The 25,811-nt window shown below is 62.3% G+C and carries 21 protein-coding genes; 10 read left to right on the top strand and 11 right to left on the bottom strand.

Annotated features, from left to right (window positions below; genetic code table 11):
• Positions 1-145 precede the first annotated feature (145 nt).
• The 9 genes from OPIT5_15245 to OPIT5_15205 all read left to right on the top strand — a co-directional run bounded on the left by OPIT5_15245 (position 146) and on the right by OPIT5_15205 (position 8,850).
• On the top strand, positions 146-979 hold the full coding sequence (locus OPIT5_15245) for a hypothetical protein (GenBank protein AHF91369.1): 834 nt from the start codon (positions 146-148) through the stop codon (positions 977-979).
• 24 nt (positions 980-1,003) lie between these two features.
• On the top strand, positions 1,004-1,168 hold the full coding sequence (locus tag OPIT5_15240) for a hypothetical protein (protein AHF91368.1): 165 nt from the start codon (positions 1,004-1,006) through the stop codon (positions 1,166-1,168).
• A gap of 410 nt (positions 1,169-1,578) precedes the next feature.
• Positions 1,579-3,249 (top strand): ABC transporter substrate-binding protein, encoded by a 1,671-nt coding sequence (locus OPIT5_15235; GenBank protein ID AHF91367.1) that lies wholly within the window; start codon positions 1,579-1,581, stop codon positions 3,247-3,249.
• 125 nt (positions 3,250-3,374) lie between these two features.
• Complete coding sequence (locus tag OPIT5_15230) at positions 3,375-3,809, top strand: 3-hydroxyacyl-ACP dehydratase (protein ID AHF91366.1); 435 nt, start codon at positions 3,375-3,377, stop codon at positions 3,807-3,809.
• Positions 3,810-3,905: 96 nt separating this feature from the next.
• Positions 3,906-4,382, top strand: coding sequence for a 3-hydroxyacyl-ACP dehydratase (locus OPIT5_15225; protein AHF91365.1), 477 nt, complete (start codon positions 3,906-3,908; stop codon positions 4,380-4,382).
• A gap of 97 nt (positions 4,383-4,479) precedes the next feature.
• On the top strand, positions 4,480-5,739 hold the full coding sequence (locus tag OPIT5_15220; protein AHF91364.1) for a beta-ketoacyl synthase: 1,260 nt from the start codon (positions 4,480-4,482) through the stop codon (positions 5,737-5,739).
• Positions 5,740-5,932: 193 nt separating this feature from the next.
• Positions 5,933-6,775 (top strand): short-chain dehydrogenase, encoded by an 843-nt coding sequence (locus OPIT5_15215; protein AHF91363.1) that lies wholly within the window; start codon positions 5,933-5,935, stop codon positions 6,773-6,775.
• A 110-nt stretch (positions 6,776-6,885) separates the two neighbouring features.
• On the top strand, positions 6,886-8,118 hold the full coding sequence (locus OPIT5_15210; protein ID AHF91362.1) for a glycosyl transferase family 1: 1,233 nt from the start codon (positions 6,886-6,888) through the stop codon (positions 8,116-8,118).
• Between the two features lie 81 nt (positions 8,119-8,199).
• Positions 8,200-8,850 (top strand): N-terminal cleavage protein, encoded by a 651-nt coding sequence (locus OPIT5_15205; protein AHF91361.1) that lies wholly within the window; start codon positions 8,200-8,202, stop codon positions 8,848-8,850.
• Between the two features lie 3 nt (positions 8,851-8,853).
• Here OPIT5_15205 and OPIT5_15200 read toward each other — a convergent pair whose 3' ends face one another.
• The 11 genes from OPIT5_15200 to OPIT5_15150 form a co-directional block, all read right to left on the bottom strand.
• Positions 8,854-11,745, bottom strand: coding sequence for an alpha-L-rhamnosidase (locus tag OPIT5_15200; GenBank protein AHF91360.1), 2,892 nt, complete (start codon positions 11,743-11,745; stop codon positions 8,854-8,856).
• A gap of 160 nt (positions 11,746-11,905) precedes the next feature.
• Complete coding sequence (locus OPIT5_15195; protein ID AHF91359.1) at positions 11,906-12,541, bottom strand: N-terminal cleavage protein; 636 nt, start codon at positions 12,539-12,541, stop codon at positions 11,906-11,908.
• 53 nt (positions 12,542-12,594) lie between these two features.
• A complete protein-coding gene (locus OPIT5_15190) occupies positions 12,595-13,287 on the bottom strand; it encodes a glycosyltransferase family 1 (protein AHF91358.1) in 693 nt (230 codons plus the stop codon).
• A gap of 58 nt (positions 13,288-13,345) precedes the next feature.
• A complete protein-coding gene (locus tag OPIT5_15185) occupies positions 13,346-15,466 on the bottom strand; it encodes a hypothetical protein (protein ID AHF91357.1) in 2,121 nt (706 codons plus the stop codon).
• Positions 15,467-15,519: 53 nt separating this feature from the next.
• Positions 15,520-16,149 (bottom strand): hypothetical protein, encoded by a 630-nt coding sequence (locus tag OPIT5_15180; GenBank protein AHF91356.1) that lies wholly within the window; start codon positions 16,147-16,149, stop codon positions 15,520-15,522.
• Positions 16,150-16,186: 37 nt separating this feature from the next.
• A complete protein-coding gene (locus OPIT5_15175; GenBank protein AHF91355.1) occupies positions 16,187-18,250 on the bottom strand; it encodes a hypothetical protein in 2,064 nt (687 codons plus the stop codon).
• Positions 18,251-18,600: 350 nt separating this feature from the next.
• Positions 18,601-19,407: a hypothetical protein gene (locus OPIT5_15170; protein ID AHF91354.1), complete on the bottom strand. Its 807-nt coding sequence runs from the start codon at positions 19,405-19,407 to the stop codon at positions 18,601-18,603.
• Positions 19,404-22,091, bottom strand: a complete 2,688-nt coding sequence (locus OPIT5_15165) for a hypothetical protein (GenBank protein ID AHF91353.1) — start codon at positions 22,089-22,091, stop codon at positions 19,404-19,406. The genes OPIT5_15170 and OPIT5_15165 overlap by 4 nt, the downstream gene beginning before the upstream one ends.
• 129 nt (positions 22,092-22,220) lie before the next feature.
• Positions 22,221-22,934, bottom strand: coding sequence for an N-terminal cleavage protein (locus OPIT5_15160; protein ID AHF91352.1), 714 nt, complete (start codon positions 22,932-22,934; stop codon positions 22,221-22,223).
• A gap of 5 nt (positions 22,935-22,939) precedes the next feature.
• Positions 22,940-23,506 carry a carbohydrate-binding protein CenC gene (locus tag OPIT5_15155; protein AHF91351.1) on the bottom strand — a complete coding sequence of 189 codons (567 nt, stop codon included), beginning with the start codon at positions 23,504-23,506 and terminating at the stop codon, positions 22,940-22,942.
• 36 nt (positions 23,507-23,542) lie between these two features.
• Positions 23,543-24,211 (bottom strand): glycosyltransferase family 1, encoded by a 669-nt coding sequence (locus OPIT5_15150; GenBank protein AHF91350.1) that lies wholly within the window; start codon positions 24,209-24,211, stop codon positions 23,543-23,545.
• Positions 24,212-24,677: 466 nt separating this feature from the next.
• Here OPIT5_15150 and OPIT5_15145 point away from each other — a divergent pair, with 466 nt between their 5' ends.
• Entirely contained in the window at positions 24,678-25,793 is a 1,116-nt protein-coding gene (locus tag OPIT5_15145) for a hypothetical protein (protein ID AHF91349.1), read from the top strand.
• Positions 25,794-25,811: the final 18 nt, after the last annotated feature.

Below are 25,811 nucleotides of genomic sequence, written 5' to 3'. Positions count from 1 at the left end.
CAATCGATGGATTTTTTCGCCGGTTGCCCGGACTCATCCGGCCTGCAACCGGCAACAATTTCACATTTTCCGCTCCCGAACTCCACTTTTGCCTTTAATCTCCCCGGCAACTCGGCCAATTAGTCAGCTTTTCACATCCCCGCTTATGAAGACCCTGACCCTCATACTGAGCATTCTCGCACTCCTCGGAGCCGCTGCCTCGACGTATTTCTATATCTCGATCGGCAACACCAAGACCGAGCTCCAGCAAAAGCTTGGAGCCGAAACCCAACGCGCCGACGGACTTACCGCCGACCTCAAGAAGTCCAACGACGACCTCGCCGGCACCAAAAAGCGCCTCGCCACTCTCGACAGCCAGCTCGGCGACACCAAGTCGCAGCTCCAGTCGGAAAAAGCCCGCACCACCCAGCTTAACCGCGACCTCGCCCAGGCCAGGGAGCAGTTTGCCGCCAAGGAACGTTCCGAAGCCCAGCTCAAGCAGGACGTCACCAAGCTCCGCGAGCAACTCGTCGCGATCCGCCTCAACACCGAAAACGGCAACACCGAAGACCAGGCCAAGATCGCCTCCCTCGAGGCCAAGGTGAAGGAATACGAAGATGCCATCAACAAAGGCACCATCGCCGCCTCAGCCGGCGCCGCCGCCACCGAAGGCGTTGTCAGCCGCATGATCAACACGGCCGTTGCCAGCGTCGGCAGCAAGAACTCCTTTGTCGTTCTCGATCTCGGCAACAAACAGGGCGCCACCGTCGGCCAGCTCTTCGCGATCAAGCGCGATGGCAACGAAATCGCCCGCGCCCGCGTCAGTTCCGTCCAGGAAGACCTGACCATCGCCCAGGTCGAGCCCAAGTCGATCCGCACCGGCATCCAGAAGGGTGACACCGCCAGCATCATCACCATCGCCAAGACGACCCCCGCTCCCGCTGCCGGCTCGACCGACACCGCCCCCGCGACTCCTGACGCGGCCGAAAAGGTCAACTGATTTTTGCCCGATACAGAGCTACAAATGATCCGCGCCGCACTCGTCCTCCTCACCGCCGCCTTTCTCGCCCTCGGGACGAGTGGCTGCACGACGAAGACCAAAGACGATTCATCCATCCCCTGGAGCCGTCCCGCTTCCTGGGAAGGCCAGGCGCCCGGAGGCATGGGCGGCTTCGGCAATTACCGCTGACAGTGACAGCAAAACCGGTTCCATCGCAGGAACCGGTTTTTTCTTCTTTGCACAGAAGCAGGGGAACCCGGCGGGCCGGGGAATGAAGGGAATCAACATGTTGATCAAGGAATTGAAAAATTGAACAGAAGATAACGAAGGGAACGAAGATTCGCTGGAGGCTGGCAGAGGGTTGAGCGAAAGAACCCTTTTCTGTTTTGAAAAAAAGGCTCCGGATGCGGGACAAGTTATGGGAACCGGGACATCTTCGTTCCCTTCGTTATCTTCTGTTCAAGATTATCGGGATCAGACGGTTCCTCCCATATCCCGGCACCTGGGGGACCCAAACAGCTTTGGTGCAAATCCCGGACGCCCCGGAAGGGGGAGGATGCGCGCTTGCACCTCGCACCCGACTCCATTCCTTATCCGGCATGTCCATTGCCTGGCGCCATCGTGTTCCCGCCGTCGCATCCGTCCTTCTTGCGTTCCTCGTCGCCGGCTGCTCTCCGAACAAAACCCCCGTCGAGGCTGCCCGCGCCACGCAAACCCTTCATATCGGCAACGGCGCCGAGCCCCAGGATCTCGATCCGCACACCACCATCGTTTTTACCGATTACACCCTCCTCATCGCCCTCTTCGAAGGTCTCACTGTCATCGACGAGGCCACCTCCGCCCCTGTCCCCGGCACGGCCGCCCGCTGGGATATATCGCCCGACCGCCTTCGTTACACCTTTCACCTCCGCCCCGAAGCCCGCTGGTCCAGCGGCGATCCCGTCACCGCGCAGGATTTTGTCTTTTCCTTCCGCCGCGTCCTCAGCCCCGCCCTCGGGGCCGAATACGCCTACATGCTCTACCCGATCAAAAACGCCGAAGCCTTCAATACCGGCCAGCTCGCCGACTTCGACCAGGTAGGCGTGCGCGCCCTCGACGAGCACACGCTCGAACTCACCCTCGCCCGCCCCACCCCGCAACTCCTCGCCCTCGCCGCCAATCCCTCCTGGTTTCCCGTTCACCCGAAAACGATCCTCGCCCGCGGCCGTATCGACCAGCGCGATACCCGCTGGACCACGCCCGGCACCCTCGTCGGCAACGGTCCCTACGTCCTCAAGGAATGGCTCCCCAACCAGCGCATCGTTGCCGTGCGCAACCCCCGTTACTGGAACGCCGCCGCCACCGCGCCCGCCTCCGGTCCCGGCGACGCCATCGGCGGCCACATCGCCGAAGTCGTTTTTTATCCCAACGACAACATCGCCGCCGACGAAGCCGCCTTCCGCACCGGCCGCCTCCACATCACGTACGACGTCCTTCCCGACCGCATCGAGCACTACCGTCGCAACGCCCCCGGCCAGCTCCGCATCGATCCCCTGCTCGAAACCCTCTTCGTCCGTTTCAACACCCGCCTCAAGCCGCTCGACGACGCGCGCGTGCGCCGCGCCCTCGCGCTCGCCATCGACCGCGAATCCATTTCGCAACAACTCCTCCTCGGCAGCCGCCCGCCCGCCTGGCACTACACGCCGCCCAACACCGCCGGCTATACCTCCGAGGCCCGGCAGTCATACGATCCCGATACCGCCCGCCGCCTCCTCGCCGAAGCCGGTTACGCCGGCGGCGCCGGCTTCCCGAAATTCGAAATCCAGATGAATGCCGACGCCCTCAACTCGCGCATCTTCGAAGCCATCCAGGGCATGTGGAAACGCGAACTCGGCGTCGAAACCTCGCTCGTCTCCCTCGACTTCCGCGCCTACCTCGAGAACCAGCGCACCGTCGCCTACCAGATCACCCGCTCCCGCTGGGTCGGCGATTACAACGACCCCAATACCTTTCTCGACATGTTCGTCACCGGCGGCGGCAACAACCAGACCGGATGGAGCAACCCCGCCTACGACCGCGCCATCGCCGACGCCGCCGAAGCCCCCGATACCGGAGCCCGCTTCGCCGCCTTCCAGCGTGCCGAAAAACTCCTCCTCGACGAGGCCCCGGTGGCCCCGGTCGTCTTTGGCGCCCGCACCTACCTCATCTCGCCCGATGTCCGCGACTGGCCGCCCTCGCTCCTCGGCATTCACCGCTACCAGACCGTCCGGCTGGAACCGGAGTCTCCCTGAAAGTCTCTTCAAACCGGCCTCACTTCTGCTTCCGGCTCCCGTTATTTTGTAAACCAACCGTAAAAACTCTGATAAAGCCTTCCCCTTTGCAACGGGGTTACTTATTTCTCTCTATTCATCCATTCATGTCAGCCACCACTCCTGACCATACCAACAGTGCTGCCGGCCCTGTTCCTGACGACGAAGTCATCCTCCGGGAAAGCCTGCGGCGCTGTTCCGCCGCAACCATCGAGGCTGCACTCGCGTGGCGCAAGACCGGCAACCCCAGGCATCTCTCGCCTGTGGTCGTCGGTGTCGTACAGCGCTTCACGGATCCCGAACTCCGTCACCGCCTCGACGCTCCGGATGCCGCTACCCTGCATCTGATCGACGACCTGGGCATCGACTCGCTGACCATGATGGAAATCGTGATGCTCGTGGAGGAGGTCACCCGCATGTCCATTTCCAACGAAGAACTCCAGGGCCTCCGCAGCATTGGTGACATCAACGCCTTCATCGATGCCAAGGCCCGCGGCATCCCCTCGCCGGCTCGCAAACCCCCGCCCTCCTCCACCCCGTAGTCGCCGTCCGCCTCTCCCGACCGCAGCCGGCAACGGCAAACCCCGCCTTGCTGTGGCCCGTGTCGTCATCCGGATTCCGGATTCTGCATTTGCAAGATGCCCGTTCTCACTGCCAGCCAGATCCGCGCGCTGATGCCCATCCAGCCGCCCTTCCTCTTTCTCGACGAAGCCGTCCTTCCGGCAACCGGCATTTCCGTCCCGTCTTCCCCCCCCGCCACCGCCCGCTACCGGATCACCGGCGACGAGTTTTTCCTGCGCGGGCATTTTCGGGATAACCCCGTCTTTCCCGCCTCGATCATGGTCGAGGCTCTCGGGCAACTCGGCGTCCTCTGGCTGCTGGCCTCGCCACCCGCTCCCGCTGCCGGCCGGTCCATCGATCCCGCCACGATCTGGTTTGCCTCGTCCGAGGGCGTCCGCTGCCACCGCATCTGCCGCCCCGATGACGAACTTGCGCTAACCCTCCGCCTCCTCCGCGTCCGCCACCCGCTCGCCACCTTCACCGGCACCATCCGCGTCGGTACGGAAAAAACGGCCACCGTCGAGGAACTTACCCTCACCTTCGACTACAAATAACCCTGATCTCCACTCCGACCGGTACGGGCGCCGCCCGTGCGTGATTCCCAACGTTCTCATCCTGCCACTCGCCCGCCACCGTTTCCCCTCATCCGTCATGCGCGTCTATATCACCGGACTCGGTTTCATCACCAGCATCGGCAACGACTCCGCCACCGTCGAAAAAAATCTCCGCGAGCTCCGCCACGGCATGGTCCGCTATGCGCCTTTCGAGGCACCGAACATCCCGGTAAAAGTGGCCGCGCCCGTCCGCGAGTTCGACACCGCCTCCGATGACCCCGAAGACTGGACGATTCCCGCCCCGTACACCATCCGCCGCGAGCACCTCCGCAGCCTCTCTCCCAACGCCCTCTACGCCACCTGCGCCCTCCGGCAGGCCATCACCGATGCGAAGCTGGCCCCCGGCGATATCTCCAGTCCCGACACCGGCCTCTACGCCGCCTCGGCCGGATCGCCCCGCATCCTCGCCAACCAGATCAGGCGCATCGGCACTCACGGCGTCATGCGCTGCAATCCTCTCGGCGTCGTCGCCAGCATCGCCGGCACCGTGCAGTTCAATCTCGTGGCCCACTACAAAATCAAGGGCGCTTCCACCGGCTTTTCCTCGGCCTGCGCCAGCTCCGGCCACGCTCTCGGCTACGCCTTCGACGAGATCGCGCTCGGTCGCCAGAAACGCATGTTCGTCGTCGGCGCCGAGGACGGAAACCTCGAAACCATCCTCCCCTTCGCCGGCATGCGCGCCCTCTCCCCCAACCCCGATCCCGACACCGCCTCGCGCCCCTTCGACGCCGCGCGCGACGGCTTCGTCGGCACCGGCGGCGGCGCCGTCCTCGTCCTCGAAAGCGAGGAGGAGGTCACCCGTCGCGGCGCCACCCCGTATTGCGAAATCGCCGGCTGGGGCCAGGCCTCCGACGGCCACAACGTCGCCATCTCGCACCCCGAAGGCGAGGGTCTGGCCGCTGCCATGAGAAACGCCCTCCGCGCCACCCGCCTCACGCCGGCCGACATCAGCTACATCAACGCCCACGCCACCTCCACCCCCATCGGCGACGCCTCCGAGGTCAAGGCCCTCCGCACCGTTTTCGGCCCCCGCCTGCCGAACATCCCTGTCAGCAGCACCAAGGCGCTCACCGGCCACGGCCTCTCGCTCGCCAGCGCGATGGAAGCCGGCTTCTGCGCCCTCGCCCTCCGGCGCGGCTTCGTTCCCGGTTCCGCGCACATCACGACCCTCGACCCCGCCTTCGCCGATCTGCGCATCCCCCGGGCCACCGAACCCGGCACGCCCGACATCGCCATCAGCAACAGCAGCGGCTTCGGCGGCGCCAACGTCAGCATCGTGCTCCGCCGTGTCCGATAACAGGGCGCAGGCGATTGGCAGAAAAAACGGCTCCGGCTTATGATACCAGCATCCCGAAGTCTGCGGATTTTTACACAAAGATCGCAAAGAGCGCCAAGGGTTGCCAACGATCTCCTTCGCGTCCTTTGCGATCTTTGTGTAAAACCGGAAACATTCGGGGCACCGGTATGAAATCTGAAATTTCCAATCCGGCATGAGCCGCTTATCCCTCCTCCGTCTCCACCGCCACGTCCTCGTCACCGGAGCCAGCAGCGGACTCGGTCGGGCCTTTGCCGAAATGCTCCTCGCCGAAGGCCTCACGGTCCACGGCACCGCCCGCGACCCGGCCCGCCTCGCCGACCTCGCCGCCGCGCATCCTGAAAAATTCCACCCGCTCGCGCTCGATCTCGCCGACCCCGCCAGCATCGCCGCCGCCTGGCAAACCGCCAACGCCGCTGCGCCCGGCATCGATCTCCTGATCAACAACGCCGGCTACGGTGTCTTCGCCGAATCCGCCTCCACCGGTTTCGCGCCCTGGCGCACGCAACTCGATTCGCTGCTCACCAACACCCTCTCCCTCGCCCATGCCGCTCTCCGCGACATGCTCGAGCGCCGCCCTGCGGCCGACGGCGCCATCGTCAACATCAGCTCCCTCGCCGCCGAGTTCCCCATCCCTGGCATGAGCGGCTACAACGCCGCCAAGGCCGGCCTCTCCGCCTGGACCGAAAGCCTCGCCTGGGAACTGCGCGGCACCGGCGTCCGCGTTATCGACTTTCGTCCCGGTGACTTCCGCACCCCGTTCAACCAGGCCGCCGCCCTTCCCGCCGACCTCTCGCCCGCCTGGCAACGCGTCTGGCGCCGCTTCGAGGCGATGCACGCCGCCGCCCCGCTCCCCGCCGTGGCTGTCCGCGACCTCCGCCGCGCGCTCCTCCGCCGCCGCAGCGGCATGGTTCGCAGCGGCTCATTCTTCCAGGCCCGTCTCGCCCCTCTCCTCGCCCGCCTCGGCTGGTGGCGCATCCGCCACGCCATCCAGGCGCGCTACTTTGACCTTGAATGAATTTGAACCACAGAGACACAAAGACACGGAGACCGCACAAGCACCACTCCCCCCGATCCCTCCGTGCAAACTCTGTGTCTCCGTGCCTCTGTGGTTAATCCGCCTTTTCCGTGAACCAGAACCAGTCCGAGCCGGCCATCCTCGTCTACATCTTCACCACGTTCCCGAAATCCACGGAAACCTTCATCCAGCGTGAAGTCTCCGGACTCGTCGCCAGCGGCCTGCGCCCCCGCCTTTATTCCATGCACGGCGGCGGCGGCGTATTCGGATCGGCAGAAAAACTCCCCGTCGCCACCTTTTCCAAGTGGCGCCTCCTCACACTCCTCTGGCACCTGCCCCGGCAAACCGTCCGCCGCCCCCGCGTAATTGCGTCTCTGATACGGCGCATCCTTTCTCCCCGCCGCCCCCCGCCTTCCTGGCTCAATTTCTGGGAGAACCTCCTCGCGGTCGCTTTCGCCCTCACGCACGCGAACCACTTCCGCCGCCTCCGCCCCGCGCACATCCACGCCGTCTGGGGCGGCGGCCCGGCCACGGCCGCCTGGCTCCTCTGGCAACTCGACGGCCACCCGTACAGTGCCGCCGGACACGCCTACGACCTCTATCGCGACGGCGGCGACTGGTGGCTCGCCGAAAAACTCCGCCCCGCCCTCTTCGTCCACACCTCGACCGACATGGGCCGCCGCACGCTTCTCGAACGCGGCGTCCCCGCCGATCGCATCCACCTCATCCGCCGCGGCCTCACCACGCTGGCTCCGCTCAAGCCGCTTCGCCCCGCCCCCCGCCTCCCGCTCCGCCTGCTCTGCGTGGCCCGGCTCGTTTCCAAAAAAGGGCTCGATCACCAGCTTCGCATCCATGCCGCGCTCCGCGACGCCGGCATCCCTTTCGAAGCCCGCATTGCCGGCGAAGGTCCGCTCCGCCCCGCGCTCGAACAACAGATCGCCGCGCTGGACCTTTCGTCTTGCGTCACCCTCCCCGGCCACCTTCCCCAGCCCGAAATCGCCGCCCTGCTCGCCTGGGCCGACGTCATGCTGCACACCGGCGTCATCGCGGCCGATGGCGATCGCGACGGCCTCCCCAACGTCATCCCCGAAGCCATGGCCGCCGGTGTTCTCGTCGTCACCTCTCCCGCCGCCGCTACCACCGAAGCCATTGCCCACGAACAGACCGGCCTCGTCGCCCTGCCCGAAGACCCTGCCGCCTGGGTCGTCGCGCTCCGCCGTCTCGCCGAAGACGATGCCCTCGCCACCCGCCTCCGCACGGCCGCCCGTGCCTGGGTCGAACACAATTTCGACGCCAACAAAAACGCCGCCCGCCTCGCCGCGCTCTACCGGGAGCTTGTGTAGACGCGTCTGGTGCCTGCGGGATTTCCCTTGCAGGACATTCGCTCGTAACCTGATCACGCTGCGTCCCGTCAACGGTTCGTGATGCATCAGAAACGAGCCTGCCATCATCGACGCGCCTTCACGCTGATCGAGCTTCTCGCCGTCATTGCCATCATCGGCATTCTGGCCGCCATTTTGATTCCGGTCGTCGGCCTCGTCCGCAACAAGGCGCGAGCCTCCGCCAGCATTTCCAACCTACGCCAGATCTTCCTGGCCCTGTCGATGCACGCTGACGAAAACCGGGACAAGTTCCCGTTGGCGACCGCTACCGTTCCATGGAAAGATTGGGAAATCGGAGAAACCGAACCGGAGAACATGAGTTGGTCGCAGCAGCTTTCTCCCTATATCAACAGTCGTGATTTTTTTCATACGCCACGCTTCGATCGTGAAGGGAGCGCCTACTTCCTGGGCACACGGGCGGCTTACATAAGGGATAATGACTTCTCCCAAGTCATTCGTAGCCTGATCGAATTTCCTGCCCAGTTCGTCCTCGCCGGAGAAACCAACTACAAATTCTCGGAACCCGATTACGACAAGGACGATTATACGCAAAACTGCGTCAAAGCTTCCGATGGCACCCTTTTCTCCGACGGCACCCAGGCCATCCTCTTCGCCGACGGCCACGTGTCCACCTTCAAGGACTACGACTCCGACAAGATGACTTTCCGTTACGACAGCATCAGCGCCTGGTAGATCTCACCACACCCCATCAAAAACATACCTCCCCGCCCGCAACCTCATCCTTTCCCCTCCCGCCTCCGCCCACGACTCCGTTCCGTCCTGCGGCCGTACCTGCGACCGCGAAAACACTCCCCCCTCGAAATCCGCAAACGCCCCCGGCGGCACCCTCAAGACCCCTTCCATCCGCCTTCCCTCCACACGCCACGCAATCGTCGCCTGTCCATACGGCGTCTCCAGCTCCGCCTCTGCACGGTCCAGTCCCGCGCAAGGCTGCGGTCGAAACACGATGTGACGATATGCCGGGGCCGATTGCCCCGGCGCAATCCCTGCCACGAAATGGATTAACCATTCTCCGATCGCGCCGAACGCATAGTGGTTGAACGAATTCATCCCCGCGTCGCCGAACCCGTGCTCGTGCGAAAAACTGTTCCAGCGTTCCCATAGGGTCGTCGCCCCCTGCTTCACCGTGTAAAGCCATGACGGATACGTATCGTTCAGCAACAACCTCATCGCCACATCGTGCCGCCCGAACCGGCTCAGCACCGGGCACAGCAACGGCGTTCCGACAAATCCCGTGCTCAGGTGCCCGCCATGCTTCCCGATCAACCCCGCCAGCCGATCCACCGCCCCCGCCCGCCACGCCGGCGGCAACAAATCGAACGCCAGCGCCAGTGCATACGCCGTCTGGCATTCCCCCGCCAGCCGCCCGCCTGCCGTCACAAATTCACGCCTGAAGGCCGCCCTCACCCTGCGATCCAGTGCCGCGAACCCCCGCGCATCCTCCTCGTGCCCCAGCAACCGCGCCACCCGCGCCATGATCGCGCAAGTCCGCGCGAAATACGCCGTCCCGACAAAATCGCTCGGCACCGGCGCATGCTCCGGTTTCACCGCATCGAGCGCCAGCCAGTCGCCGTAAACCGTCGGCGGACGCACCCCGTCCCGGCTCGTCGCTTCCTGAAATCGCATCCACGCGCACATCGCCGCATAATTTTCCTCCAGCACCGATACGTCGCCGAAACGCCGATACAACACCCACGGCACGATCACTCCCGCGTCCGCCCAAGCCGCGTTTCCGAAACCGCAGATGAATGTCGGCGCCAGATCGGGAAACGCCCCGTCCGCGAGCTGCCCGTCGCGCAGATCGCGCATCCATTTGGTCAAAAAGGCGTCGGTGTCGTAAAAAAACGCCGCCGTCTTCGCAAAAATCTGGATGTCGCCAGACCACCCCAACCGCTCGTCGCGTTGCGGACAGTCGCTCGGAATCTCCAGAAAATTGCTCCGCAAACTCCACCGGATGTTCTCCGCCAACTGGTTGACGCGCTCATCCGAACACCGAAACGCGCCCGTCTCCCGCATGTCGTTGTGCACGACAACCCCCGTGATCACATCCGGCCCCGGTAACTCCCCCGCCGCCAGCTCCAGCCCGCGCACCTCCACATAACGAAATCCGTGAAACGTAAATCGCGGCTCCCACTCGACCGTCTCATCACGCCCGAACGTATAGGCATCCGTCGCCCGCGCCGTGCGCAGGTTGGCCGTGTAGAGCGTTCCATCGGCGTTGAGCATCTCGCCAAACCGCAGCACCACCCGCTGCCCGCGTCGTCCCGCCCGGCGCAATCGCGCCCAGCCTGAAAAGTTCTGTCCGAAATCGAAAATATAAACCCCCGCCGACGGCTCGGTCACCGCATGCGTCACCCGCTCCCCGATCCGCCGCACCGGCTCCGCCACCCGTGGCTCGATCAACAATCCCTCCGGCCACGCCCGCTCGTCAACCGGCGTCCACCCCTCCGTGTGGCGCGGGCGTCCCGCCCGCAATTCAGAGGTCAGAAGACAGAAATCAGAAGACAGACAACCGACCGCCACAGCCTGACTTCCGTCCTCTGACTTCTGTTCTCTGTCCTCTGGCTTCTGATCTCTGGTCAGCGGGCGTCCCGCCCGCCATGTGGCACGGGCTTCCAGCCCGTGATCCGGAAGTGGCAGGGGCTTCCGGCCCATGTGCACTGATTCTTTCGCTCCGGTCTCCTCCGGCGCCTCCCCGCACCACCCCGCCAGTTCCAGACGTGCGTCGTAATGTTCACCATGATACAAATCAGCCGATACGATCGGCCCCGTTCGTCCCTCCCACGATCCATCGCTGACCACGCGCACCACGCTCCCGTCCGCACACTCGATTTCCAGTTGCGCCAGCAATGCCGGCGCCCCTCCGTAAATGTGCCGTTTCCCGTCGCACGAAAGATACCCCGCATACCAGCCGTCGGCCAGAATCGCCCCGAGGACATTTTCCCCGCGCCGGACCAGCGCCGTGACATCAAACGCGTAACTCTGCACCCGCTTGCGAAAATCCGTCCATCCTCCGGCCAGCACCACCTCCGGATGCACGGGCTCTCCATTCATCCGGAACTCAAAAAGCCCAAGAGCCGCGGCATACAGCCGCGCCCGTACCGGCTCCGCTTCCAACAAAAACCCCCGGCGCAAAAACGGCGATGGCGGCGTATCCGTCTTCCCCTCGTCTCCATACCCGATCCATCGTGCCGCCCAGTCATCACGCGCGAGCAACCCCGTTTCGAAAACGGCCGCATCACTCCAGCCGGTCGCCACCACGGCATCCTCCTCGCCCACGCACACCCAGACGCGCACCTGCCAGCTTGCACGCTGTCGGCTCCGCAACGTTTCCCCGGGCCACTCCACAAAAACCGATCCGGAGCCCGTCCGCCGCCCCGTATCAAAAGCGCCCGAAACCCGCACCTGCCACGCCACCTGACGCACCACCCGCCGCCCACCGATCTCCACCGGCAGCTTCCATGACAACCGCGGCCGCGCGCACCCCAACCCGAGAGGATTCACATGCTGCTCCGTCCGCAATGAATGCGGACCTGCCAGCGCAGGCGTCCGCTCCGGTGCCGCCATTCCGACAGGCGCATGGCCACATACAGGATCGTTATCCAAAAGCTGGATCATAAAAGCAGCATGTAAAACAACAGTGCGACAGCCCCCCCCGGCAGAGCAGGCATCTTGCCTGCCAGTTCCAAAAGATACGTGGGGCCACGCCGGATTTTGAATGGTCAGCCTATTTCAGTTCCAGCGTGCTCACCGTCACGTCCTGATTGATTGTCTTTTTCAATGCCTGCACGTGACCGTCTGCGAAGCCAAAATTCACACTCCCGCCGTGCACGCCTTTATAGCCGTTCATGGTGATGCACGTGATCAAAACGCGCCGGGGCGATCCGGTGTTCAGTTGCGGCGACGGTGGATTCCATCCTCCACCCGGGGCATTGGTCCAGTAGTAACCGCTCAGCCAATACGGCTGAGGCGTCAACGCCGACTGATATTCATAAGTGTAGCGGAGGTCGCCTGTCGCGTAAGCATGCGCGGCATCCGTGCAGTAAAAGAGACGCCGGTCTTTCCCGGTGTAAGGGTCGATCAAATCAATGATGCCCTTGGCGGTGGAGTTATAGGCCATCCCTTGAACGATGTCATTGGGACGCGGGAATACGCCCTTGTGTTCATCCGCATACAAATTCGCTGCGGTGAGAATCTGACGCTGATTGGACGTGCATTGAGCGCGGCGTGCGCTTTTGCGGGCGCCGCCGATTCCGGCAAGGACCAGCGCGCTGAGTATCCCGATGATGGCGATTACCGTCAGAAGTTCGATCAGGGTAAAAGCCCGGGAATTTGCAGGGGAGGTGCGATCGGTGGTTTTCATTTTCGATAAAGGGACAGGACTCTTTCGGCATATTCAGACGCGAAGCACCCTGCTTAACGCAAGGAACGACGGCGGACGATTACGCACGCGATGCCAATGGCGAGAGCCGCCAGCAAGGCATAGGTGGAAGGCTCGGGGATGGCGGGGGTGATGCTGACGTTATCGATGAAAATCATCTGATCGTTTCTGGCGGTGATGCCCTCACTATTGATACCTCGGAAGGTGAATCCAAGATTGATTGAAGCAGAGGCAGCCGTGAAGTTAGCCGTGATCAGTGTCCATGCCGTGGAGCTCGCGTGAATGTTGCTTACCAAGATGACGCTGGTTCCTCCGGAAATATTGGCCGAAAAATTGCCCTCTTCTGATTGAACATTGCGAGCGCGGATATAGAAGGAAACCGTGTAGGTTTCTCCTGCGGTCAGGCCGGTAATGTTGTTTTGGTAAAGCCCGGTAGCGGTAGTATTGCTTGATGCATTATTTTGTAGACCGACAAATGCGGCTCCGTCCTCGGCGGCGACCTTGAACGCAGCAGCCGTGTCCACGCCATCCCAGCTTTGTATCCAGTAGGGAGTGACAGTGACAGCCCCCCATCCGGTTGGTGACTGTGATACGAAACCGCTCGCAGAAAACGTCGGCAGATTTTCGTCAAAGCTGCCATTCACGATGGTCTGCGCGCACGCGCCAACCACGCCGAGGAATACCGCGAGAGCCGCGGCGAACGCTGTTTTGGGAAGTGAGGTTTTCATAATGATATGTGTGTTCAGGTTTGGTTTTGATGTTTGCGTTCGGAACGAACGGAAAAGCTTACAGCGGCACGGACGGGACGATGTTCTCCTCGGGACGGTTCTCCCGCTCGATACGCTCCAGCCACTGCGCGGGCGTCACGAGTTTCCAGTCGGGCGCAGCCTTGCTGAAAACGATCACCGGCTTGCCGCCCGTCTCCGCTTCCAGTGTGGCGTTGCCGTTGCTGTCGCTTATGGCGACAGGGTCGAGCTTCCAGTCCATCGCGCGCACGACCTCCCGCCAGCCGACGATTTGCGTGCGGGTCGATGCGAGGTCCGTGGCAGAAGGCGTGTCGCCGCCCGCGTTGTCCCAAAGCACGCTCGCATACTCCGCGCCGACCGGTGATCCCTCGCCCGCCCACCGCAACACATACGCCTCCACCCCCGGCGCGGGCTCGGCCATGCCGAGCAACTCACGATGCTGGATCGCATCCACGGCGGCGGCGTAGGCGAGCAGGCGTCGCTTGGGCTTCCAGGTCAGGTCAAACAGGCCGATGATCTGGCACGACCCGAGTTCGAACCAGTCCTTCGACATGAAGTAGTCCACGCGCACCATGCCATGCAGCAGGAAGTCGCGGGCAAAGAGTTTGATGATGTCGGACGGCGGTCCATGCGAGGTTTCCTCCGAGTTCATCAGAGGGCGTGGAGGTAGTTCGCGTTGCGTCAGTTCGCGGTGGAAAAAGGCCGGGAAATCGCGCTCCGAAAGTTTCCACGTGTAGTGGAGCGAATACACATCCACGTAGTCGTTGATGCCGAGATCGAGGCATTGCCGGACAAACCGGCGTCCGCCCTCCGGGCCGCCCATCTGCTCGTTGCGCGAGTAGGTCGCGCCAAACGCCACCGTCTGCGCCCCCGGCGCAAACTCGACCAGCGCCTCCTTCACCATCCGCATCTCGTCCACATACATCGCGGGCGTCGAATCCACCCACCATGGCCGCAGCGCATCGACCTCGTTGGCCAGCTCCACATAATGAAAAATCCCGCGCCCGGCGTAGCGCGTCAGAAGCGCTTTCAGGTAATCGCGGTAGTTCGGGAAAAACTCCGGACGCACCGCCGACAGTCCCTTGCCGACGCGAAAGTCACCGGGCGGATAACCCACCGTGAACATCTGTGTCATCCCGAACCGCACCGCGTTCTCCACCTGATAATCGAGTTCCGTGAAATTGTCGTAATCGCGCCCGAGACGGCTCCAGCACGACTCCGCCGTACGAAAGCTCTGCACGCCCGCCCGCGCCAGCAACTCGTAGGCAAGCTGCACCTTTTCCATGTCCACGCCCGCCCGCACAAACGGCGCCTCCATGCCGTGAACACCAAATTCGTAACGTCCCGGCGGCCGGATCGCGGAGCCCGCCGCCGGCAACGGACGCGCCATCAGTTTCCGCAATACCTCACGCTCTGCCTCCTCGCCTGCGCCTTCTTCGGTCCCGGCCAGTTTTTTTCGGTAAAACGGCAGTTGCGCCTGCAACACGAACTCTTCCCAAGGCGTGTCCCCGATCACCTCCGCCCACGGGCGCTGTGTCGTGTATTTCGGATACGCTCCGGACGGGATATAGTCGAGTTCCTGCGTGAGCAGGAACGCATCGGCGAAGGCGTGAAACAGATTGTCGCGCGCGCTGGTGCGCGGACGGATCGTTTCCAGGCGCAGGACGTGTTCGCCAGGCGTCAGCGTCACCGTGCCGGCATCGATCCATTCGAACTGGTTGCGGGGTGGATTTCCGTAACGCCCGCTGGCCGCATGACGGTTTTCCAGACTGATCGCCGGCCCGTCGTCGCACGTCAGCGTGAACGGCGATGTCCAGTCCACATCCTGCGGCGACACCGCCGCCCACAGGCGATACGTCCCTGCCTCCTTGATCCGGAAACGGTAGTCTGCGAAAAACTGCGGGCTGCCGTCCGCGGTTTTTTTGGCGGCAAGCGTGAGAAATGCCGCGCCCGAGTTGCCCGGGCTTTCGGGTGTGATGTTCGCCGGACCGGCTCCGGGCAGGAAATTCGTTTCGTCCGCATCCTCGGCCTCGATCCAGACGGACGGAAAAACCTTGGCCACAGCGGAGGCTGCTGCCGATGTCGTGTTTGCGAGGGAAAACAACAACCCGGCGAGTGCGGGTAAAACAACCAGTGCCGGGAGTGCGGAATGTGATCGCATGAGAGTCGGGCAAGTTTCAGGGATTCGTTTCAATCGGTTTACCCGGTCAGTTTTTATCTGGGCGCGCCCTCCGCCGTCTCCTTTGCGCGTGGGCCGGACGGGGCGAGGGCCGCGTCATCGGTCACCAGCAACGAATCCAGATAAAACGCGAACGCCTGCCCCCTGGCCTCCCTGGCTGCACGCCGGGTTGTTATCTGAAACGTCACTTCGTGCTCGCCCGCTTCGAGCGCCATCTCGCCGAAGCAGAACCACTGAAAAAGCCCGGGATTGTTGGCCAGGCCGTAGATCGGTCTCGTGCTGCCAATGGGCAGGCTTTTGGCAGCCGTTCCGGTATCGGTTCCGAGTGGTTTCCCGTCCACGAGCACGAGAAACGGCGAGGCCCAGCCGGCGGTCTGCGGCGTGGTGGAGGCCCAGATTTTGTAGGTGCCGGGCTTCTGCACCAGAAACCTGAACGACGCCTGATGCGGTCCGTCCGCGAACGACTGGAGTTGCAGGATGCGCGCGCCGTTGGCCTCGACGCCACGCTCGGCCTTGATCATCGCAACCTGGTTTGTGGTGGCCGTGGCATCGGACGCCGGGAACCACAACGTGTCGGCAGCGCAGGGCGCAGCCGCGGTGAACATCGCAAACGCAGCCACAACGGCCGATGCGAACGACGAGGCGATCAAGGAGCGGGTTTTCATGGTGGTTGGCTAAAAATGTGGCAACGGGGTGTCTCTCTCACCGGACGGGCACCAGAGCCTCGGCATCGGCTTTGCGTTGCGCCTGTTTCTCGAGCCACTGTGCGCCGGAGATCAGCGGCCAGTCGGGTTTTGTGTCGGTGAAAATGATGACAGGATACTGGCCGATTTCCACGACGCCCGGGCCGGCCAGCGGCAGCGGATCGAGATTCCAGTTCATCGCGGACACCTCGCCGTTCAGGCCGTCGAGTTGCCGACGCAGACCGGGCAGCGACTGACGCAGGCCCGGCGCGTGAAACTCGCGGATTTGCGGCGAGTTCACCCACGCCACAATCGCATGGCGCGGACGATCCGCACCGACATCCTCCGTATTTTCGAGTACATACACCTCGCGGTCGTCGTCGGTGTCGAGCATGCCGACCAGCACGCGCCGCTGCATCGCGTCTACGGCGGCGGCGTAGCCAAGCAGGCGCGGTTTCGGGTTCCAGTCGAGGTCGAAGAGACCCGAATAAATCAGCGTGCCCGCCTCATACCAGTCGCGGGCGAGGTAATAATCCACCCGGGGCATCCCATGGACGTAAAAGTCGCGAGCGAAGAGTTTCAGCATGTCGGACGGGTGTCCGTAACCGGCCTCCTCCGTGTTGAGCAGAGGTTTGGGGAGAATCGAACGCTCCGCCTCCTCACGCCGGATGAACGCAGGGAAATCCCTCTCGGCCAGCGGCCAGGTGTAGTGGATCGACCAGGTGTCGGTGTAGTCGGCGATTCCGAGATCGAGACACTTGCGGATGAACCGGCGACCCCCGTCGGGACCTCCGCGATCTTCGCGGCGGGAATACGTCGCGCCAAACGCCACGGTCTGCGCAGTCGGTTCGATCCGCTTCGTCACCTCGTGGACGAGCTTCATTTCATCGACGTACATTTGCGGCGTGGAGTCGCGCCACCACGGATTGGGCGCATCGACCTCGTTGCCGAGTTCGACATAACGGATCACGCCTCGCCCCGCGTAACGACGCAGCAAACGCTCCAGGTAATCCCGATATTTTTCCCGGTACTCCGGTTTCACTGCCGACAGGCCGCTTTGCGTCGATATCCTGTAGGGTGATGGCGGATACCCGACGGTGAGGAGCTGCGTCATTCCATAACGCGCTGCGCTCTCCACCTGATAATCGAGCTCCGTGAAGTTGTCGTAATTTTCCCCGAGCCGGTGCCAGCACGACTCCGCCGTGCGGAAGCTCTGCACGCCGGCACGCGCCAGCAATTCGTAGGCGAGCCGGATTTTTTCCGTGTCCACTCCGGCGCGTACAAACGGCTTCTCCATGCCATGCACGCCAAACTCATGCGGCCCCGGACCACGGATCGCCGCTCCCGGCAACGGACGTAACTTGAGTTTCGCCACGACATCGGCCGCGCTGGTGGCGCCGTCCCGTTCGCGCGCTGCCGACAGCCGTTTCCGGTAATACCCGGCGCGGATTTCCTTCACGAGCGGATCGAATCCCTTTGCCTCCACTTGCGCCTGCCACGACGGCAAACCGGACTCCGGCGGCACGATGTCCTCGGGCACCACGGCGAGATCCTGCGTCAGCCAGATGGAATCGAGGAACGCCACATAGTCGTCATCCATCGCCCGCACATCGCGCACCTCGAGGCGCAGCGTGTGTTCGCCCGTCGCCAGATCATAAGTGCCGGCGTTGACCCAGCCAAAGTAAGTGTGCGGCTTGAGCCCATAAACCTTGCTCAACGTCGGGCGACCCTTGAGCGAAATGAACGGCAGCCCGTCGAGTTGCAGATAAAACGGCGACGCCCAGCCGGCATTTTGCGGCGAGCAGGCCAGCCATATCTTGTAGTTGCCGGGCTTCGTGACGCGAAAGGAGTAGCTGGCAAAATAAGGAGCGGCGGCAACGGCCCTGGAACGTTGCACCGCCATGTACGACCCGCCCGCCGCGCCCGCCGCATCGGCCCGCATTTCGGCCAGCACATGCCCGCGCGAGAAGTTGTTGGCCGTAGTGTCTTCCGCATCGATCCAGATAGAGGCGGCTTCGACCATCGAAGCCAAACCAGGCAACAGCAGGACAAAAACGGCAATTCCTGAAAAATATGGACGCATGGGTGAGGGTCGTGTGGGTGATTTGAAGGCGAAAAGGGGGGGGAATGGTCAGGAAGAGCGAAACGATCGCTGGCTCGTTCAGGAAAAGACCTTGATGTTGATGCTCCGGGCAAGGCGACTTTCTTGTTACGTTACTCGTAATCTTAAAAATTCTTAATTAATTTATAAACAATTATATATAAATAAATATTATCTGACTATTTTACGTGCATGGATACCCCCCGAAAGGTGTGATCGTCCGCACCCGGATTCCAAAGCCCGACCGGATTTCTCGTGATCCTCAGCCCGCAAGGAGGGCGGCTGGCTGGCGTTTTCGTGTGTCGCTCAAGCATCGGCGCGGTGCCAAAAAACTACGGCTCAAATCTCAACCACCCCATCCGCTCCGGGCGATGCGGATGCGGCTGGTGAAACTGCGGATCGGACCAGATCGTGAACCGGTCTTTCTTGCCGGCCTCCGCCCTGCCGCGATCCCATCGCGCAAAGTTCGCCCGAAGACGTTCCGGAGCTCCGCCCCGACGCATCGCGCTTCCCCGTTCCTCACCGACAAACAAACTCACAATCGGCTGCAACGCCACAAACGGCACCGCCACCTCCACCCGATAACCCTTTCCCTTCCCGTCCAAATGCGGTGAGCGCGAAACCTCCACCCGCGCCCGCGACTCGAACCGGTAGTTTATCCAGTCCGCGTGCTGGTAGTAATAATCCGCCACCGTCCCGATGGCGTTGATTTCAAGACATGCGACAAACGCCCCGCGCGGATCGTCCGCACCGAAAAACAACTCCACGCAGTCGTCACGAAACGTCTGCCCGTCATGGTCGGCGCACGTCGCCCGGATGTCGTCGTCCTCGCAATCGAACGCGAGGTAAAACGTCTCCCCGTCGTGCAACAGCGACACCCGTGTGCGCGCCGCCGGTTCTGCGCCCTGCGTCGGTTGCCAGAAATCCCGAAGATCAATCCGCACCGCCCTCTCCCATGCAGGATCGCCGCCCTTCCCATCCAGGACCACGACTGTCGCCACCTTCGGGACAACGATCTCCGGCAAGGCGGCGTCACCCGCCTGCGCCCCGGACGGGTACATCCCCGCAAGGACAAGGCCCGCCAGCAAGCCCGCCACGAGTCTGCCCGACGCAACCTGCAACGGTCCGCCGGACATCATGGTCTGTTCTCTCCCTCAACGATCCGGACGGACTCCACATCCAGAGTCGCCGCTTTCCGGACAACTCCGGCTCCGGCCGCTTCGGGATCGGCCGCCGCAAGGCGCAGGACGACATGCAATGCCCCGTCCTCCGGGAAACGGAACGGCACCTCGCCCTCTCGCCATTCACCGGACGTGCCGGGCAAGGCGACCGTTTTGCGTCCGGTAATCTCGCGCATGCTTCCGTCAACCCTCCCGAATCGCATCAGCGAAACACTCGCGACGGTTGCCTCGGCCTCTGTCCGGTAGCGCAACTTCACCGTCCCGGCCATCCTCCGCCCGATCTGCCGGTCCAGGCGCGACGGACGGTCATCCGATTCGATCCGTACGAAAAGATCGTCCCCCTCCTCGACGATTCGCGCCTTGCGGTTGCCCATCGGCGACCAACGCAGCGCACCGGAAAAATCGTCCAGCGTCCAGTCTGCCCCATTCGTGACGTGCGGACGGTAACGCCTTTTTTTGGGCAATTGATACACCGTATCTCCGTTCTCGAAAATCGTCGCCGCCGGCAGGTCGCGCCAACCCGTGGCCCGCGGATTGATGAAGAGCAGATTCCGGTTCCGGTCGCTGGTGTAGTCGATTCTCAACGACGAATCTCCAGTGCCGGCCGGGATGCCCGAAAACCCCTCCACCGCGCCATCGTCCGAATAAACGGCATACGAATACCTGGGCAAAAGCACGTCGCCAAACGAAGGCAGCCGCCATGCCAGTGGTTCGTTCTTGCGGTTCACGACCACGACGAGCCCGTTCGCATACACTACCTTGATGCGGGCGAAAAAAGGCCTCGGATCGTGCCCCGCCAGCAAGATGGCCTCCAGCGTTTCCCATCCGTCGGGCGTCTCATACGAAATTTCGCTCACTGGCTGATACAGATAATAACGCTGCAACACGCCTACGGTCATGGCCTCGGTCAGCGCCTTGTCATACGTGACCCGCTGCGGCCCGTAGTCGAGGTAGGCCGCGTTGCCGTAGGCGATGGTCATGGCCCGGTAATCGTCCGAACCCGGTCCCCAGGCCGCCGCATACATCGCAAACCCCCTGGGTTGCCTGTCGGTGCCGCCATACGGAGGTCCGTAAAAATAACGGTAACTGAGCCCCATGCCATGAAACACCGAAAGCCCGTGCAAACGCCGCAACTTGAACTCCGGCGTGAACAGGCGGTTGAATCCTTCGAAAATCCCGTAGTCGCCCGTGTCCACATACTCGCCGATGAGGAACTGCGTGTTGAGCGTCTCCGACAGGAGCGGCCCCTTCACGATCTCCTTGATCCGGTGCGCCTGCGCGCGCAGCCCGGCCCGCGCTCCGCGAATCGTCCCGGCGTCCGGGTTGCCCGGCGTGAAGTCAACATACGGCCAGCCGTGTCCCACCGATGTCAGTTGATCGGAAAAGGAGGCAGTCGTAGCGTAGTGATCCCGAATGTAGTTTTCCTGACGCGTGATCACTTCGAGGACGGATTGCACCTGCGTGTGCCATTTGGGCTTCCCCTTTTCATCGAGCGACCGGGCGACCGTCTGCGGCAGAGGCGCGCCCTTGTCGCGGTAGAGCTGATAATTGGTGCGCAGCCCGGCCAGGCCCCAGCTTTTCATCTGCTCCATCCACACCTTCAATTGCTCCGGCGTGCCCGCCTTGCCTTGCGAAGGAGGCAGCGCATCGGAAATCGACTCGGGCAGACTGGAGTCGAAACCACCGCCCTGCCAGTTTTGCACGATGCAGAGCCCGCCCACGTATTTGCCCACGGTTTCCTGCATCCACGCGGTGAAGGCGGAGCGGTCCGGGTAGTGCCCGTCCCAAATGTCAACGTAGAGAAGATCGCGCATCACCTCACGATACGGGCTCGGCTTGAGGTCGGGCTTTTCGACGGCCGCCCAAAGATGTTCGCCCCAATAAAGGCGGAACCTTTCCTGCAACGGCTTCCGCTTCCCGTCCTGTCCCGTCTGATACAGCAAGGCCGTGCCCAGGTAGTAGTCGGTGATGCGGGTGCTGTCCGGAGATGCCTTGCCCTCCACGCCGAGACCCGGGAAGAACACCGCGTCCTCGCCCTCGAGCGCACTGACGCCGGTCGGATAAAGTTCCCGGGAAAGACTGGCGTTGCTATAGTCCAGGTCCCAATCGCCGCGTATCCAGACGCCCGCCTTGCGATGATAAAACGTATTCGGGAACCGGCCATGTCCGGGATGATCCTCGGTGTGGCGGGTCGGCAGGTTAAACCCCGCGAGCCCGTCCTGCGCGGGGAGACGGCCGGGATGCACGCCCGCAAAATCTCCGGATTCTCCCGCCAGGGTCAGCGACATTCCCCCGCCGTCCGGAAAGTCCGCGAGGGTGATCGAGAACACCGGCTCTCCGGCTACGTCGGACGCCTGGTAACGAAGCGTGCGCCCGCTCCCGTCCACGCTTTTCAGGTCGGAAAGCAGTCTCACCCGGTAGTCCCCCGGATAACGCAGCCCTGAACCGTCCCGGAAGATCGGTCCGAAGCCCGAGAGCAGCGGTATGGAGGCGGAGGAGCCGGAGCGTCCCGACGTGATGGCCAGCAAGCGACCGGGATAGTCGGCGGGCGTGATTTCAGTCGTCACCGCCGCCTGGAGAGTGGGGGCGGTGACCAAGGCAATGAGCGCAGCCGGAAAGATGATACGGGACAGGAATGTCATTATCTTCTGAATGGGTTGGAGAAAAAAAGCTCCTCACTTCGGCGAATCGCAGGAGGCAGCATGAGGAACGCACAGGGGAATGCGAAGAGAGAACGGAACGGGCGGGGCAGGTGGCGGAGGCCGACCGGATCAGGGACCGTTTCGCAGATAACCGGTGTGGAAATTGTTGAGCTGGCCACCGCCATCCGGACTGATGTCATTGAGCGTAGCAGAGAATTTGATACGCTTCGCACTGCCGTCGCAAAAGGCGCCGTTCATCGCGCCTCCGTGCGTATCCGCAAAACCTGCCGATGCCACTTCCCGCCCCTCGGTAAACCCGTTGTCCTGATGAAACCGCTCCAGCAGCATCAGCATGCGACTTGGCGTGACGATGGCATTGATCCGGATGCCCTTGTTTGCCTCCGGCAAACCGGATCCCCAAAGAGCAGGATTTCCGTATTTTCCGTTGAAATTGATCATGACGGGATTGAGCGCATACGACCGTGGTTGTCCCGCGACCGTGGCCCCCAGTGTGGCGGTGTCCCTGACCACCTTGTCGGCCTTGCAATGCAGGATCGGGTTGTAGGGAACCGGATCGCCGTTGGTGAATGTGGAAAGCGCCATGCGATCCCAGCGGGAAACGAAGGCATTGTCGGGAAACACGCCGCGGTTGCCCTCGCTGTAAACGAGGAGAGCAAGCGACAGTTGTCGCATGTTGCTCAGGCAGGCCGCCGCATGGGCCGTGGCGCGAACTTTGCCGACTGTCGGGATGAGAATTGCCGCCAGAATGCCGATGATGGCGATCACCGTGAGCAATTCCACGAGTGTGAAGCCATGCGAGGTTTTTGGGGTAGCAGGTGTCATAAGGATTATTTGCCGTCCGGGGTTATGGATACGTTGTCGAAAAAGACCATCTGATCCTTCCCGCTTTCATTTTTGAAACCGAGCCGGAGGGTCGCTTCGGAGCGGGTCGCCGTGAATGAAACCGACACCTGCTCCCATTGGCCGGGTCTGGCATGATCGCTGCGGGTCGCCAGCACGTCGGCCCCGTCAATGACCGAGACCGTCCATGTGCCGCTGGTGGAGCCGACGCGCGCGCGAACCCACATCGAAACCACATAAGACGTCCCTGCACTGAGGGCCGTTATCTGCTGTTTGAGCACGGCAGACACGTCGCTCGTTCCGGTGCGTTGCAGGCCGACAAATGCGTTCCCGTCCTGCGCAGTGAGGCCATCCAGGCCACCGCTTGCAGACCAGTAAAAATTGCCATTTTCCCAACCCCAGCCCCTGGGAGCATTCTGGTTAAACCCCGAGGGCGGCGCGCCATCCTCGAAACTCGCACTCCGCAGGGCCTGCGCAGGGAGCGATGTGGTGGCGAAGACACCGGTCAGGACCATCGCAAGAATCACAGAGGCGAAAAGAGGAAACCTTCTCATGATAACTATGGGAACGACAGCTATGGGGAGTCAGGGTCAGGTGTTGCGACGGCGGCGAAGGACAAACGCAACCAGCAGCACTCCCGCTCCTGCGAATGCGGCCATGGCGGCAGGTTCCGGCACCACCTGTGTTACAGTTAAATTGTCAAAGAGAACCATGTAATCACCGCCGAGATTGTTGGTAAACGACAGCCTCAGAACCGGATTCTCGTCGGTGGCAATAAACACGAACGAATATTCCGCCCATGATCCGGCAATCGGGTTATCGCTGAGGCTTCCCAGGATCGCGTCACTGTCACTTACCGACACTGTCCAGGTACCGCCTTCAGAAACGGCGTTACGAGCCCTGACCAGAAAGGAAACTTCATAGCTTTCTCCCGCAGCCAAGCCGGTGAGGCTCTGCCTCAAAACCGCGTCCAGCAACTGCGTCGTGCTCCCGCGTTGCAGGCCGACAAAGACGCCTCCGTCGTCAGACCGGATCCCGTCAAGTCCACCATCGGCGATCCAGTAGAAGCTGCTGTTATCCCACGACCAACCATAGGGCGCCGCCTGGAGATAACCCGTTTCCGGGGCAATCTTGGCTCCGCTGCTTTCATCAAAGCTCCCGTTAACGATGGTTTGGGCTCCGGCAAACGAGGTGAGGGCAAAAGCACCGGCAAGGGGAATCAGCCGGAGCGCAAAGGATAATAAGCGATGTGTCTTCATGGGCAATCTGGGTGCTGTCGAGGTTTGGGTCATCGAAACGGGCGCTGGCTCGTTTCTGACAAAACCCTTGTGTTATTTCCTGGATCCAGGCGATATTCATCTTGTGTTACCCGTAATCTGAAAAACAGGCAATTATCTGAAAATCATGAATAAACCCATACTCTTCAAACCATCGCCGACCGTGCGAAAGTCTCCGGAAAGACCGCCAGCCGCGCACTGTGCCGGTTTGCACCCACGCAACCGGTACATCCGGGGAAAGAAGATTGCGCCATGAATCATGGATATTTAAAAAGTGCTATTACCTTATTTTAAATATCATGAATTTTATAATTTATAAAAGCCACCTGGATGAAGCGCTGTCTCTCCTGAATGAACGGCTGGGCCTCGTTCCGGGGGCCTTTTACGAGTTGGTCGTTTGCGGGGGATCAGCCCGCCAACTCTGACGCGCTCTTCTCCCCATTCCACCATGTCCACCTCATCCTCCTTGCCCGCCTCCGTCGTCGCAATCCATGACGCCATGCTCGATCTGCTCTGGAAACAATGGACTGTGCTCGGTGTGGCCGGTGCCGCCTCGCCCGAAGACACTCGCTGGTGCGTGGACATCGAGGCTCTGGTGCTGGCGTCAGCCAACCTGGCCCGCAGCGACCCAAGGCTGTTTGACGAGATGCTGGACTGGCTGCGGGCCCATGCGCAGTGGGTGAACCTGCAACGATTGCGCAACATCCGGAAGACGCCCGGCCTGGGCGACGCCCGCGTTCTCGCAGCCGTATCCGGGTGGCTCGGACAACGCTCCGCGCTCGCCAAATGGAAAAAGCTGGCTGCCGAACTGACCGCCGAAGTCAAAGCCGGAGCCGGACCTGCAACCCGAGGCGAGCGCTCCCTCGAAAGCACCGGCGCTCAACCCGTGGAAGCGGCTGTGCCGCTTTTTGTTTCCCGCCATGATGGCGCTCCGCAACCGGTGTATGGCATGGCCGACCCCGTGTTTCTGAAATACGGATGGAGCCGGGGCGTCATTCGTCCACGAAGCCTGAGCCGGGCTCCCAACCCCAACGTGGCAGCGGCATTGTCATGGAAGCTGCGCGCCTTCTTTGGTGTGCAGGCCCGTTGCGAGATCGTACACTGGCTGCTGACTCACCCGAACGGCGGCCGGGCGGCGGAAGTGGCGCGGGCGACCTGTTATTTCCCGCGGACGGTGGAGGATGCCTTGCGCGAACTGGCTGCATCGGGACTCGTGCAGGTGACGAGCCAGGGCCGCGAACGGCATTACCAGGTGCGCGAAGCGGACTGGAGTTTTCTTCGCTCCTGGTCTCGCCCGGACGGTTTTCCTCCGTGGCAGGACTGGCCGCGGTTTTTTGCGCTCTTCGAAAAGCTGAACGCCGTTCTGATCCGCTTCGATCTGAGCCCGGCACTGCGCACCTCGGAATTGCGACGGGTTTTTGATGAAAGCAGCGGCATCCTGATTGACGGAGGCCTGACCGGCTGTTTCCCGAACGTATCCAGACAGCGAGGCAATAGCGGCAATGCCGACAACTTTACGGCTGCCGTCACCACCGATCTCTCCGCATTCCTCGCACAAAAATAACGCGTTCCCGTATTCCGT

This window comes from Opitutaceae bacterium TAV5 (genome assembly GCA_000242935.3).
In the GTDB taxonomy this organism is placed as follows: domain Bacteria; phylum Verrucomicrobiota; class Verrucomicrobiia; order Opitutales; family Opitutaceae; genus Geminisphaera.
The sequence above is the reverse complement of the archived record's forward strand: the minus strand, read 5'-3'. Positions and strand labels throughout refer to the sequence as shown.